The sequence below is a fragment of the Leptospira inadai serovar Lyme str. 10 genome (assembly GCF_000243675.2).
GTDB classification, from domain to species: domain Bacteria; phylum Spirochaetota; class Leptospiria; order Leptospirales; family Leptospiraceae; genus Leptospira_B; species Leptospira_B inadai.
Genome location: NZ_AHMM02000017.1, coordinates 657,775 through 671,916, shown reverse-complemented (window position 1 = coordinate 671,916; position 14,142 = coordinate 657,775). Strand labels below are relative to the sequence as shown.

The window sequence follows — 14,142 nt, the reverse complement described above, 5'->3', positions numbered from 1 at the left end:
GCGATTTTTCGCGAATCGAAGATTGTTCGTCCTTTGTTAGCCGACATAATCGTAAAAGGGAAGAAGATAATTAGATAAATAGATCAAGGAATCCGGCGAAATTTCGATCCTTATACTGCAAGGGGCAAAGTATGCAGATACGAACCGATCAATCTCCTCGTGAAGAAGTAAAGATGACAAATTCGGAATCGAAGTCCGCGGCCGCCGCTTCCGAAAAATCGCCCCAAGCCGGTCTTAATTTTATGGATTTAATGAAATCGATCCAACTACGGTCGCAACAAGCGTTGGAAGAAGGCCAAAAACCGGAAGGCGAAATTAAATCGAATCAACCCGAGATGAACCCGTCGGAAGCGGGACTTTTTGACGAGATAGAAGAAGAGCAAAAGGACGATTCCGAAATAGAACACGAGGATTCGGAAGAGATCGTATCCGCCGCGGACGAGGAAAAAGAATTCGCGGAAATCTATTCCATTCTAAATTCTTTTTCCGAATCCATCCAGACAAAGGACACGCAATTTTCAAAGACGATTAAAAATCCGGAAAAATCCGAAAAGATAAAGGAAGAGGATTCCGAATTGGACTGGGAATCCGAAACCGAGGAAGAACCTCCGTTTATCGTTCGGATGACGGCGTTCCTACAAAGCTTAGAGCCTAAAAAAGTAATTTCCTTCGACAAAGATGAAGAGATTCCTGCCGCGCAACTTCAAGCGACTCGTAAGGCGGTTAAACCGCAAGCGAAGGAAGAGACTCCTGCAAAAGATTCGAAACAGGAACAGACAGATATTATAAGTTTAGCGAAGAGCGAAGACAAAAAGAACGTAAAGGAAGTTCGCACTCAAAGACCGACCGAAAAAGAAAGTCTGGAAAGCGGGCTTAGAAATTTGGAGGAGGTTCATAAATTCTCCAAGCCGGCCAACGAAGAAAAATCGATTTCCCCGCTGCGAGAAGTCGGTAAGGAAAATCCTGCGTTAGAATCCGAAAACGTAAAAATCACCAGAGATAAAAAGTCGGAATCCCTATCTCAGATATCCAAGTCGTCATCGATAAAAGTTCCGGCATCCGAAGACTCGTCCTCAAAAGGAGATTCTACGGGAAAAGACCGACAAAATTCCGAATCATCCTACCGCCAAGGAAACGAAACCACGTTTTCCTTATTAAAAGCTGGAATGGGAATGATGGAAAAGGAAGCAGCGAGCGTATCATCTTCGTTTGACAAAGGTCGTTCAACGAATTCATCTTCCTTGGATAAAGGAGTCGTTAGGGAAAACTTCCAGAGGCTCGTACAAAGCGCGAAGTTACATATCGTCGAGAACGGAAAATCGGAGGCGACTCTTAGATTGAATCCGCAGGAGCTCGGTCGAGTTTCGTTGCGCATCAGCGTGGAAGACGATCGGGTTCAAGGACGTATATTCGTCGAATCGGAAGAAGTAAAACGGATGTTTACCGGAGATCTGGAACAATTGAAGAGAGATTTTAAAGATCAAGGACTTGTCCTGGAGTCGTTGCTCGTCGAAGTGGAAGAGTCCGGATTATTTTCCTTCTTTGACGGGGATTCCTCCGGCGCACGGGATCGGGAGACCGAAGGGTTATCGTTAGGTTCCGACAGAAAGAACAAAGATTCCGAATCACTTTCCCAACTTGACTCTACAGAAATTTCGCAAACCGCCGAAAAGAATACGGAGAGACGTTTAAACGTCTTAGTTTGAGGAAACTATAATGCCGGATACAAACGCTGTAAGCAGCGAAGCCTCACGTAGTCGTTATCTCGAAGGAGACAGAAGCTTCAATTTGAAGAACCACTTCGAGAAATTGGAGAAGGAGGAAAAGAGCGGGCTCCAAGGTATCGAGATTCGTTCCACTGCAAAGGCATTAGGAAAAGATGATTTTCTTAAATTATTAATCACGCAATTATCATCGCAGGACCCTACGAATCCGGTTAAGGATCAGGATTTTATCGCGCAGATGGCGCAGTTCTCCTCTTTGGAACAAATGAATAATATCTCCCAAGGAATCGGAAAAATGACCAACCGCCAAAGTTTCTCTTTGGTCGGAAAAGTCGTCTCCGGTCCCGATTTTGTAACGGGAGAGAACGTCGTCGGATTGGCCGGAGCGCTCTTCTTTGACGGAGAAGGTAAGTCATTCGTACGAGTGAACGGAAGAACCGTCGAGATCGATGCGATCACTCTTATTACCGATCCGAGTGTGCTGAATCAGGCGGAATCGAGCTCAAAAGGCGTACAGTCTTCCGCCCCTAACGGCAATCAAACAACCGCAGCCATTCCCGCAGCTAACGCTCCTTCCGCCGGTCAAGCGGTAGAGGAGACTAGCGAAGAATGGAATTCCGGAGCTCCCGGCTGGAGCTTTCCCGGAAAGCCGAACGAACGCAATTATGAATAAGATAGAAAGTATCGAGGTACAAACGCTATGATGAGATCTCTGTATTCGGGAGTTTCCGGTCTAAAAAACCACCAAGTCAGGATGGACGTGATCGGAAACAACATTTCCAACGTGAACACCCACGGTTTCAAAACGGAACGGGTAACGTTTCAGGATATGATTTCCCAGGAATTGCGAGGTGCCTCCGAACCGAAGGAAAACATCGGCGGGGTGAACCCGCAACAAGTAGGTCTTGGAGCTCTAATTGCCGCGATCGATAAGATTATGACGCAAGGCGCCTTGCAAACGACGGGAAAGAATACCGACGTCGCGATTTCCGGAGAAGGATTCTTTATCGTAAAGGACGGTGATAAGCAGTTCTATACGAGAGCGGGCGCTTTTAACCTGGATAAAAACGGATACTACGTAAACCCTGCCAACGGTTTGAAAGTCCAGGGCTGGAATTCCCGTCTGGACGAAAAAGGGAATAAATTCATCAATTCCTCCGGTTCGGTGGAAGACATTATTATTCCAGTATATTCTAAAGAACCTGCAAGAGCTACCTCTAAGATAGATTTTAAATCCAACTTGAACTCGTCGGTTCCTGCCGTGCCCCCGGACGCCACCCCCGAGGAAATTTCGGCTTTTATCAACGATCCCGATCCCAAACAGAGACGCGGTCATGTGACTACGATCAAAGTGTTCGACGATCAGGGTGAACAGCGCGAACTAAAAATGGAATTCTACAAAGTCAGGGAAAATACTTGGAAAGGACGCGTGTCTTTAACTGACGCAACTCAGCTTTCCGTCGACGTAGCCGGAACCGGTGGACAGAACACGCAACTCCCGGGCAGTACCGAACTCGAATTCGGATTCACTCCGGACGGTAAAATCGTATATGTCTCCGACGGCGCCGATATGATGAATACCGGAAAATTAAACGCAAAAGTATCCTTTCGCCTTCCAGGAAATCCGCAGGTCCAAAGTTTCGATTTAGCGTTGGGTGAATCGGGCATGGTGGATGGAATTACCCAATTCTCTTCGGATTTTACGACCAAGGCCGTAAAACAAGACGGGTATACGATGGGTTACCTTGAATCTTTCTCCATAGATAATTCCGGAACGATTACCGGAGTTTATTCCAACGGCATCAAACAACCGCTAGCTAGAATTGCAACAGCGGTGTTTAATAACCCTGCCGGTCTGGATAAAGCGGGAGATACTATGTTTGCTTTTTCGAACAACTCCGGCGAACCATTGATCGGAGAGGCCGGAATCGCGGGGCGCGGGAAGATTAACGCCGGATTACTGGAAATGTCCAACGTGGACTTATCCGACCAATTTACCGATATGATCGTAACCCAAAGAGGATTCCAAGCAAACTCGAGAACGATCACTACAACGGATCAGATGTTGCAGGAAGTTTTAGGATTGAAACGTTAATTCGAGTAAACAACGATTAGACGGAGATCGCTAAGCGCTTCCTGCAAATTTTGCGGAAGCGCTTTTTATTTTAGCAAGTCCTTGCGGTTTTTTTCACGTTTTTTCGATCTAATTTCTGAATGAGGAATGGAATCTGATCTAAGCCGCTCTCCTGGAGTATACTCAATCACTAAGATGTTCTTCTTTCCCGAAGTAAGACTCGAGTTGAGCGTGGAAAATTCTCCTTTTCATGAATATCGAAGTTGCGTAGGATGGGCCCTTAAGGAATGGAGTCCAAGTTTAAGCAATACATCGTAACGGATTATCGGCTCTTAGACCGTAGACTAAATATTCTCCGGAACAAACTGAATCCGGATATTATCCTTCTTCGGGATTTTTACGATTCTCCCGAAATTAGAGACGCGGAGCAATTCGTAAACATCGTCTTTTATATCGCTGCGCCTACGCTGGAAGAAGAACATCGACACATTCGAGAACAGCTCCGTTTGAATCCTCTGATTCTCGCCCGTTTTATTCTGAACGCGGAACTAACCTACGAGGGTCATAAACAAACGGAGATCGAAGACGATCTTATTTTCGGAATTCTTCCGGACACGGCGACCGATCTTCATCTATGTAAGAATTTGGCGAATGCGTTCGTGCACCTACAAATGGTGACGGATCAATTCGATTTATTGCATAGAATCAATACCGCAAAGTACGAAATCAATCGACTCACTCGGATCGGAATCAGTCTCGCGAACGAGAAAGATTTCGATAAATTGTTAGGAGAAATTCTCTTCAGCGCCAGGGAGATCTGCAATGCGGATTCCGGTTCCTTGTATTTGGTGGAACGGGACGAAATCAATTACGTTAAGAGTTTGCGCTTTAAAATTTCCGCTCTGAATGTGGGGGAAGAATTTTTACTTCCCATCAATAAGGCTAGCATTGCGGGCTACGTCGCCGAAACCGGAAAAGTCCTGAATCTTCCCGACGTATATAATCTGCCGGAAGGCACCGAATTTACCTTTAACAGAAACTTCGACGTATTAACGAACTATCATACGAAATCCATGCTCGTAGTTCCGATGAAGGATCATCGGGGGGAAGTGGTCGGGGTTTTGCAGCTGATCAATCGGAAACGCAATTTCAACCAAAAACTCACGGCAGAGCAGATGAAAGGGGAGGACGTCCAACCTTTCGACGATTACTCCTCCCAGTTGGTTCTAGGCGTGGCCGGGCAGGCCGCCGTCGCGATTCAGAATAATTATCTTTTAAGGGAGATCGAAACCTTATTCGAAGGATTTGTCACCGCCTCCGTGAATGCGATCGAGGCGAGGGATCCGACCACAAGCGGCCATTCTTTTCGAGTCGCTTTATTAACGGTCGGTCTAGCGGAGACCGTCGATCGTGCCGATTCAGGCAAATATAAGGATATTAAATTCAGCAAAGAGCAATTAAAAGAAATTCGATATGCATCTCTTCTGCACGATTTCGGCAAGGTCGGCGTCCGGGAAAAAGTCCTAGTAAAAGCCAAAAAGCTGGAAGATTTGGAATTGAACGTGATCGATTGGCGTTTCCGCTTTTTGATCAAGGATTTGGAATCCAGATTTAATTTAAAGAAAGTGGAATATTTGAAACGACATGGGACGGTCGGGTTTGCGGATTTTGAGAAGTCCCTGGAATTCGAAAAAGTCGAAGAGTTTAAGCGACTGAATTCCATGCTTCAGATCATACGCCAATCGAACGAACCTTCCATATTAGAAGAAACGAATTCGCATTTTTTGGAAGAAATCGCTAAAATACAATATACTACCACCGATGGAGAATCCATGGATTTGCTTTCTCCCTATGAATTCGGATTTTTAACCATCAAAAAAGGATCATTGGATTTCGACGAAAGAAAGGAAATCGAATCCCATGTGGAACATACGTTCCAATTTTTAAGTAAAATTCCTTGGACAAGCGATTTGAAAATGGTTCCTGCAATCGCTCACGCTCACCATGAAAAACTGAACGGAAGCGGTTACCCGCGCGGCCTTTCAGGAGAGGATATTCCGGTACAATCCAGGATTATGACCATTTCCGATATATTCGACGCGTTGACCGATAAGGATCGTCCCTATAAAAAAGCGGTCCCTCTGGATAGAGCATTAGATATTCTTGAAATGGAATCTAAGGACAACCATTTAGACGGCGATTTGCTGAAGATGTTCATAGAAGCTAAGGTTTGGGAAAGGCTTTCCCATCATCCACATCTGACTAAATAGTTTGTAATCTCTTCGACAGCGATTTTGAATCGGCCCCTAGGGCTCCTCTTTCGCCCACTGCCTCACTAGGTTTAAGAAATGTTCTCCTCTTTCTTCGAAATTCTTATATTGGTCGAAGCTAGCGCAGGCCGGGGAAAATACGACGGATTTCAATCTCGCTCGCCCCGAGCGAATCGCGGTCTTGAGCCAAAAGAATGCCTCGTCTAAGTTTTCCGCCGTAACAAAATGAACTCCTAAAATAGGCGAAATTTCGGCGGCCCAGGCGGCCCTCGCTTCTCCGAAAAGAATCACCCATCCGATACCGGATTTCAGGAATTGCTTAAGAGGTTCGAAAGATTCGGATTTCGGTCTGCCCCCCAGGATTAGACAGGTGGATTTTTTCTCCTTCCAGGTGCTCATACCGGCAAGCATGCTATGAAGGTTTGTGGATTTAGAATCGTTGATAAAGGTTACGCCTGCCGCGCGTCCCGCTTGCTGGAATCGGTGCGGTAAACCCGTAAAACCCGAAATCGCCTGCTGAATATTGGCGGGATTTCCTCCTACCGCTTCTGCAGCAAGAATGGAAGCGCTTAAATTTTCCAAATTATGGCCGCCGGGTAAGAGGAAGGCCTTTGCATCGTATTCGGCTTTCGCAGTTTGAATGATCCGTTCTTCGTCCAAAATTCTCGCGTCGTTTCCTTCCTCTCGACCGAACGTTCCGATTTTGCAAAGGCAATTCATTTGTTGAATTCGTTCTCTGAATAGCTTGGAGCTTACGACAAGAGTATGCTTAGAACTATTTTTATCGATGATCCTCGCTTTAGCCGCAAAATAATTGTCCAGAGTTCCGTGACGTTCCAAATGATCCGGAGCCAGATTGAGAATTACGGAAACATCAAGTGATAGAGGCCCCGAGTCTTCCAGCTGGTAACTGGAAAGTTCCAAAACGGCGAGTGGAACCGGACCCAGGCAAAAATCGCTGAACGCTCGTCCGATGTTTCCGCCGGCCTGGGCTCCGGGAAAATCTTTGGATAGAAGATGGCATGTCAGAGCCGTCGTAGTGGATTTTCCGTCCGTTCCCGTGACTCCTATCAATTTACCGAAAAAGAATGCTCGGGCAAATTCCACTTCGGAGACAACCGGAATAAAAAGCGAATGAGCCTGCTGAATCATCGGATGCTCCGGCGATAACCCGGGACTTTTGACGATTAGGGTCAACGGAAGTAGGGAAGTTAAGGAAACGTCTTCGCCTACGTACGTTTCAGTGACGGAAGGTATAGGTTGGGAATTGTAGAGGATGGGAACAGCCTGCCTTTCTCGAAGGAGACGGAGTGCAGCCAATCCCGAAACGCCTCCGCCCAGAACAAGGACTCTCTGGCCCAATAAGGAGGTAGGAAAATTTGCCATATGGGGGAACTTGGTTGACAGGCTATTTTTCGGACCTAGAATTGTCTCTAATTTATCGCTTAGGGTAGGTTCCCTTGCTGGATCATAAGGTACAGGACGGAGTTCTCATTGTTTACCTCAAGGGACGTCTAGACGTCTCTATCGCCAACGAGGTCGAAGAAAATCTCAACGATCTCATCGACAACCAAGGACACACAAGAGTCGTCTTGAATATGCAGGACGTCGACTATATGTCGTCGTCCGGATTTAGGGCTTGCATCTCGACTCTTCGGAAGCTGAATGCGAAGGAAGGCGGCCTAAAAATTTGCGGAATCAAACCCGCAGTAAAAAGAATTTTTGATGTAATTGAACTTACTTCTCTCTTCGATATTCGAGAGACGGAGGATGAAGCTCTAAAGTCGTTCCGCAGCTAATCGGATGGGGTTGCATAGAGTTTTACGGGATATCCTTGAAACAAAAAAAAGGGAATTGGAGACGATTCCCGAATATTCTCCGGTAAATTATGTAGGACCCGGTCTCTGGCAGTCCCTCCGCTCGCGAAAGTTCTCCATCATTGCGGAATGCAAACGAAAGAGTCCGTCTGCAGGAGCGATTCGGGATACCTATGAGCCGGTCCAAATTGCCAAAACTTACGAAGAATGCGGGGCCTCGGGAATTTCAGTACTGACCGACACCGATTACTTCGGCGGTTCTTTGGAGAATCTACGGCAGGTGTCGGAAACCGTAAGTATACCTGTTTTACGTAAAGATTTCATAATAGACGAAAGACAGGTAATCGAAGCGAGAGAATACGGAGCCGGTGCGATACTGTTAATCGTAAGAATTTTGACTCCCGAGACCCTCAAAAACCTGATCCTGGCCGCACGAAAACTTGGAATGGATGTTCTTACGGAAATTCATACGGAAGAAGAAGCCGAAATCGCAAGAGATGCGGGAGCGAATATCGTAGGCATCAACACAAGAGATTTGGATGATTTTTCGATTCACCCAGATCTGGTTCCCGATATCGCAAATAAACTTTCTCCTAATATAGTAAAAGTCGGGGAATCGGGAATAAAAAATAAGCAGGATCTGGATGCGTTTAGGCCGTACGTGGATGCCGCTCTGATCGGAACCTATTTTATGGAAAGGCCCGATATTCGAACCGCTTGGTTGGAACTATTTTAAATCGTTTTTATACGATTGTTTTAATTAGAAAAATAATATTTTTCTCTCTCCATTTTGGAAAAAATAAATTGCCTAAGTTCTTTAGAAAGTATTAAGATGCGATTTCGCTTTTTAGCCCTTTTTTAGGAGAAAGTATTATGGCATTTGAAAGTTCGGACGGGATGTCCTCTTCGGAAGATATCGGCATATTCGGCCAACTCGGAGATTCGTTCAAAGGGATTCTCACCGGGATGTTATTGTTTCCCGTTTCCCTAATTCTCATCTACCAACTTGAGACCTGCGAACAGGCAAGTGCGGCGCTCAAAGGGGCGGTACCAGCGGCGCAAGCGCAGGCAGGATTACCTTCCTATGTTACCGGAACTCTGACGGCGGATTCTCTCGGCGGAGAATTCGTTAGATCGGGTCATTACATCTCCTATTCGCAGACTCCCGAAGTTTTTGCATGGACGGAAGAAGTGAAGGAAGAAGGGAGTGGCACGAGCAAAAAGAAAGTACGCACATGTAAATTAGAATGGACCTCCTCGCCTAAAAACCCCAGAAATTTCGAACTTGCAGGATGTAAATCCAAACCGTTCCATCAAACGAGTCATGCGACAGTGGAAGCTTTCGCGACCGGCGGAAAGGTTAAGGGAGAAGACGGAAAAGCATATTCCGTAAATCTAAAGGAAGTGGATTACACCAGCGAAGTCCCTTCCGTCGCACCGGAAGCTTCACATCTTATCAAAGGAATTCTCAAAGACGAATACGTGTATCTAAACGAGAAATGTTCTAAGGATGAGTTGGAAGGTTGCGAACGGGTGAGCGTAGTAGTTCGCTCCATTCCTACGGAAAGCATGACGTTCGTGGGTGCGGTGTCGGGCCATTCTATCGGAAAGTATAAGAGTAAAGAGGATAATCTGTTCTTAAATGCCTCGGTAGGCGACTTTCAAAAAACGATGAAAGATATAGCGGACGACGATAAGATGATGAGATGGATCGGACGAGGAGTCAGTTTCGTGCTTATTTGGGTGAGTTTGAATCTGCTTGTCGGTCCTTTGACGGCCTTATTGAGTTTCATTCCTTTTATCGGGGAATTCGGAAAGATGGCAATTTCTTTCCTACTCGGGATTGTCGCCTTCGTAATCACTGCCATAACGATTCTACTCGTAAAGTTTTGGTACATTTGGTTGTTGCTCGGAATTGCGGCGATCGGATACGGATTCTACAAGAAGAGGCAGGCAAAGCCGGCCTAATCCTTGTTAGACTAAGGTTTAGCTCGGAGAAAAACCGCTCTGTAAGACAGGGCGGTTTTTTTATATCGACCGCTATTTCAAATGAGTAAAATTTCGTTTACGAAACTAGTTTGTAGAAACTATCAGCAAGCGTTTAGAACACGTTAGGAAATAAATTATTTTACTTATATTTTCCGGTAAGACAAAAAAAAGTCCCCTATAAGTAAGAAAAATGCGAAAAAAATTGGTACATTGGGAACCTTCCAAAACAAATAAAAAAACGATCGTTCGATAAAAAATTCGAGAAAATGATGAAAAAAATCGTTGTGTAGACCGTTGTAATATGTACCAGTATAGCAACTGATACACGATCCGAACGGTTGATATAAAAAAAAGATTTGAATAATTTCGATCTAACCTGTATAAGCAGTAACGATCGGAATTATTTCAATAACGATCGTTCGATTAAGCGAATTGGTTTCTGATTGGAGACTATGGGGATGAAAATGCGAAGAAGATCACTAGGATACCGCAGGAACGCCCAGGCGATTTCGACGAAATTCTCCGGATTTCTCCTTATTTTTTCGCTTATATTCGCCTTATCGGGGGCTTGTTCCCACTCCGGAACCGAGAAGAACGGGATCGCAAAGTTTTACGATAACACCACCGCATATACCGGTGTTTCCCTTTTTACTTTCCTAAATCCCTTCCCCGTTATTAAAAGTTTTTTTACGAATTTAGATCCGGTTGGATTCAATAAGGCCTTAGGCGATTCCCTTGCAAGAGCCCCTCAACCGGATAATTTAGGGACCTTACGTGCTACCGAGGCGATGATGATCCAAAGTCGTCCGGCAATGCAGACATTAGCCTCGGGCGGAGCGGATCTAATCAATAAAATTCAAACGAATAATCCCGCAGCATATAACGCCGTTCAGCCGATTATCGAAAAAATTCGCCATTACCCAACGCCAGTGGTTCGTAATTTGATTCCGATTACCGCACAGGCCATGCTGGACCAATACAATTCCAACTCGAATCTTCAAATCCAGCAGTCCATCACGACTACGGCAAACGATCTCAAAAAACAAACTACGGTAAACTTTCTGCAAAAAGCGGAGGATTTTCTCTACAAGGCTTTGACTGCAAACGCGAATTTTCGCTCTGGAGTTCAGGGATTGATGAACGGATTTTTTGCTCCGTCTGCAATCAATGATCCGACTCACGGGTTAAAGAACGGATTCATTAATATCGTATACGGCGTCGGTGACATGATGAATTTCCAAGCCGGATTCATGAACCAGACGTCACCCGCAACTGCTCTTAAGCAATTGATCTTGAACTTAGTGAAGTACTTCACGGTAGCGGTTCCGGGGCAGTCGACCACTTATAGCTCGAATGCGGCTTATAACGCCCCGGGAGGAACATTGCATTCCTCCGAGTTGGGCGTTTTGTTTACCGATTTTTTTCAAGTCGTAAGGGACTTAGTCGTTCCATCTAAAAATCCCGCTCTAGGCGCAGGGTATAGCGGCATCGATTTCTTAAAAGATTCCGCCAAAAATTTAAATGCCCTCGGATTTCCGACTAGTCTTTTGTCTTCTTCCCCTTCAGGATCGGGACCTATAGAGCAGTCCCTAGGTAATTTGATTCGGGTGGATGGTAACGGATTCGACCGGGCTTATAATGCGAATAGCGGGACAGTTTCCGCATTAGAGACGCTCTTTCTCATCCTATATCTGGCGGATAATTACGGATACACTTGGAATCCGGCGGTTACGACGAACGACTGGATTACGGGCATGACCGGCGGGGAGATCACGCTGGGGGATGGACTCTTCGCGATGATGTCCGTCATATCTTCCTCGGATTCATTCAATTTTAAGAATATTTCGGAACAGAGTCGGACGAGCAATAACGTTTACCGGGACGGAGTCGTTTATCAAATCGGGATGAATTCTCGGGTTCTATCCTTAATGGAGGACGCGTCTCGAGGAGCTACCCAAATTCCGAGCACCAATCCGATCGATTTATCCGCTAGCGCAGGGCCGTACGATAAAGTTTTTAACAAAACTCTGCCTTGGATGCTGGATTGGCTGGTCAAGGTCACTTATAAAGGATACGGTCCTTATTATAACGTGAATCGTCGAGACGGGGCCGGAAATTACCTTTCTCCCGACGGATCGATTGCAAGAAATTCCGATCTGAGCGAAAACAATTATAAGCCCACTTGGAAGACGCATAGATACGATATCCAACTCAATCCGAATTCCACCAATAAATGTATTTCCCTCGGAGGATACAACTCCGCGACAACTTGTGCGACTCCTAACGGGACGCCTGGAGCGGGCCAATATACGATACCTGAAATCGCGAAGACGGACGTGCAGAGAGGAGTTTCTTCGGACGAGGAAGCATTTTACAAAAATCTACAATGGCTTTTGTACGAAAAACGATTTGTCGTCGTTCTTCCGGTCCGCGCTAAGCTTGCCGCTACCGTAGCATTTGCGGAGGCCTTATTCGTCACGGCCGTAGGAAACGGCCTGGTCGGAATGTTGAATCTAAACGCGAATTGCGGTCCTCTCGCTACTGCATCTTCCGGTACATGCGGAAATTATAATGGGCAGTGGAGAAGCACGACCGGGAATTCGCCCGATACGACTAAGATGCTGAAAGTTTACAGCGCCGTTCACCAAGATTTGCAGTATTTCTCCTCCGTTCCGGGGGATTCCGCGATGCTGGTAGAAGGGTGGGGCTACGGAGCCGATGGCACGGGAGTTCCCGCGAGTAGCGGAAATATGGGACCCACCGTCGTATATTCCGCTTTATGGTCCTTATTGGTTCCTCAACCTACGATCAGTTACGGTTTGATTCCGCCGGTAATTTCCCAAAACGGTTACGTTTTACAGCTACTGGGTTTTTTACCTCCTGCTAGCACGGACACGAGTTCTTCCATCAACACGGCGACTACTTCGCCTGCGCCGGTGACCCCCGATTTATTCAATGCGAACGATACGGTATATTGGCCATATAGAAATCGGTTTACTCCGTTTGTGGCAGCATTAGCAAAATCCGTATTAGATAGAGTTAGCGGCCAAACAACCGCCACTCCTCAGAATCCGGTTTCGATTTTGTCCAGATTAGCGGAGCTTCTTTCCCGCCCGTATGCATTTTACGGACCGGATACGACTGGAGGAGCCGTGACCAATCCGACTCCTCCTTCCATCTACCAGATTCGTATGAACGGTATCGCGTACGGATTGAGAAACCCTAGCGGCGGAATATCGGATTATCAACCGGATGATACGTACCGTTCTTTTATCAGCATTCTGACCGAGAATACGAGACGCTTTCAGGACGGGATGCTGAACTTAATCAGTAAAACTAGATTGGTTTCGGGGTTGGCCCAATTCTTGGCTCAGTTAGGCGACGCTTCACATGCGGATTCCTTCGCTTTAATCACGCCTGCATTAGAGAATATTATGGGGGAGACGCTTTTAATTTCCGAGTGTGCAGGGGCCACGGACGATACCTCGTTCCAAACTCTCTGTCCGACAAAGTTCGATATACAAGGCGGAGTGATTTATTGGTTCCGGGATCATATCGTGGAATATCCGAATCCGCAATTATTCTGTAACCCGGATCCGACATTCGTATGCGGAGGAGGCTCCACTTATTTTGCTCCGAGATCGGCCAATATTTACGATTCCACATGGGATGATGTGAGTAATTTTGCGGGCAATGTCAGGGACTATATGTCGAGTTCGTCCGGCTGGTCGGTCGTTAAATCCCTGGATTTTCTCCTGGATCTGCTCATCAATATACAGCCGTCGTATACCGATATCCAGAATACTTTGGATCTTTTAGCGTCCCTAGTGAACCACCCGAATCACACGGGCACTTACACAATCACGAATTTATTGACTCAAAGTTTGCCTCCGGTTTTGACGGCGATCGCTCCCTACGGTAAAAATTTGTACGGAACAGGATACTATCTGGCCGTCCCGGGTGCGTTTTTCTCCTACCTCGAAGCCAATGCATTTATGAATCCGAATTTTGCGGTCACGGATTTGTTTCAAGACTTTAAAACTTTATTAAATTCGCAACTGATTCAGACGCAGGCATACGATAACACGTCGTTCTTATTTTCCGCGGGAACCTTGATCGGCGAACTTGCGGACATATACCAAAACGGAAGAAAGTTCAGTCCGGAAGGTTATTACTTTTACGATAACTGGAATACGGGTCAACCGACGTCGACTTATTTCGACGATCTGAACGTAATGTTTTCTTTGAGATGATGGATTAGAGAGGAA

At 46.0% G+C, this 14,142-nt stretch carries 9 protein-coding genes; 8 read left to right on the top strand and 1 reads right to left on the bottom strand.

What is annotated here, in order from left to right:
* The first annotated feature begins 131 nt into the window (after positions 1-131).
* From LEP1GSC047_RS12370 to LEP1GSC047_RS12355, 4 genes are all read left to right on the top strand, one after another.
* Positions 132-1,706: a flagellar hook-length control protein FliK gene (locus LEP1GSC047_RS12370; RefSeq protein WP_010413940.1), complete on the top strand. Its 1,575-nt coding sequence runs from the start codon at positions 132-134 to the stop codon at positions 1,704-1,706.
* Positions 1,707-1,716: 10 nt separating this feature from the next.
* Positions 1,717-2,397, top strand: a complete 681-nt coding sequence (locus LEP1GSC047_RS12365) for a flagellar hook capping FlgD N-terminal domain-containing protein (protein WP_010413938.1) — start codon at positions 1,717-1,719, stop codon at positions 2,395-2,397.
* Positions 2,398-2,424: 27 nt separating this feature from the next.
* Complete coding sequence (flgE, locus tag LEP1GSC047_RS12360; protein ID WP_010413935.1) at positions 2,425-3,819, top strand: flagellar hook protein FlgE; 1,395 nt, start codon at positions 2,425-2,427, stop codon at positions 3,817-3,819.
* Between the two features lie 266 nt (positions 3,820-4,085).
* Positions 4,086-6,068 carry an HD domain-containing phosphohydrolase gene (locus LEP1GSC047_RS12355; protein ID WP_010413933.1) on the top strand — a complete coding sequence of 661 codons (1,983 nt, stop codon included), beginning with the start codon at positions 4,086-4,088 and terminating at the stop codon, positions 6,066-6,068.
* A 36-nt stretch (positions 6,069-6,104) separates the two neighbouring features.
* On the opposite strand, the gene murD is transcribed toward LEP1GSC047_RS12355, so the two are convergent.
* Positions 6,105-7,454, bottom strand: a complete 1,350-nt coding sequence (gene murD, locus LEP1GSC047_RS12350) for a UDP-N-acetylmuramoyl-L-alanine--D-glutamate ligase (RefSeq protein ID WP_010413931.1) — start codon at positions 7,452-7,454, stop codon at positions 6,105-6,107.
* Positions 7,455-7,528: 74 nt separating this feature from the next.
* Here murD and LEP1GSC047_RS12345 point away from each other — a divergent pair, with 74 nt between their 5' ends.
* From LEP1GSC047_RS12345 to LEP1GSC047_RS12330, 4 genes are all read left to right on the top strand, one after another.
* On the top strand, positions 7,529-7,867 hold the full coding sequence (locus LEP1GSC047_RS12345) for an STAS domain-containing protein (RefSeq protein WP_010413929.1): 339 nt from the start codon (positions 7,529-7,531) through the stop codon (positions 7,865-7,867).
* Between the two features lie 4 nt (positions 7,868-7,871).
* Positions 7,872-8,621, top strand: coding sequence for a beta/alpha barrel domain-containing protein (locus tag LEP1GSC047_RS12340; RefSeq protein WP_039934711.1), 750 nt, complete (start codon positions 7,872-7,874; stop codon positions 8,619-8,621).
* Between the two features lie 137 nt (positions 8,622-8,758).
* The gene (locus LEP1GSC047_RS12335) at positions 8,759-9,853 is read left to right on the top strand and encodes a TMEM43 family protein (RefSeq protein WP_010413923.1); all 1,095 of its coding nucleotides are present in this window, start codon (positions 8,759-8,761) and stop codon (positions 9,851-9,853) included.
* A gap of 485 nt (positions 9,854-10,338) precedes the next feature.
* A complete protein-coding gene (locus tag LEP1GSC047_RS12330; protein ID WP_238325572.1) occupies positions 10,339-14,127 on the top strand; it encodes a hypothetical protein in 3,789 nt (1,262 codons plus the stop codon).
* The last annotated feature ends 15 nt before the right edge of the window (positions 14,128-14,142 follow it).

What these genes read in the sequence shown, in the direction of transcription:
- LEP1GSC047_RS12335 (WP_010413923.1), top strand. Translation starts at nt 8,759, where the DNA reads ATGGCATTTGAAAGTTCGGACGGGATGTCCTCTTCGGAAGATATCGGC.
- LEP1GSC047_RS12340 (WP_039934711.1), top strand. Translation starts at nt 7,872, where the DNA reads ATGGGGTTGCATAGAGTTTTACGGGATATCCTTGAAACAAAAAAAAGG.
- murD (WP_010413931.1), bottom strand. Translation starts at nt 7,454, where the DNA reads ATGGCAAATTTTCCTACCTCCTTATTGGGCCAGAGAGTCCTTGTTCTG.
- LEP1GSC047_RS12355 (WP_010413933.1), top strand. Translation starts at nt 4,086, where the DNA reads ATGGAGTCCAAGTTTAAGCAATACATCGTAACGGATTATCGGCTCTTA.
- LEP1GSC047_RS12330 (WP_238325572.1), top strand. Translation starts at nt 10,339, where the DNA reads ATGCGAAGAAGATCACTAGGATACCGCAGGAACGCCCAGGCGATTTCG.
- LEP1GSC047_RS12370 (WP_010413940.1), top strand. Translation starts at nt 132, where the DNA reads ATGCAGATACGAACCGATCAATCTCCTCGTGAAGAAGTAAAGATGACA.
- flgE (WP_010413935.1), top strand. Translation starts at nt 2,425, where the DNA reads ATGATGAGATCTCTGTATTCGGGAGTTTCCGGTCTAAAAAACCACCAA.
- LEP1GSC047_RS12365 (WP_010413938.1), top strand. Translation starts at nt 1,717, where the DNA reads ATGCCGGATACAAACGCTGTAAGCAGCGAAGCCTCACGTAGTCGTTAT.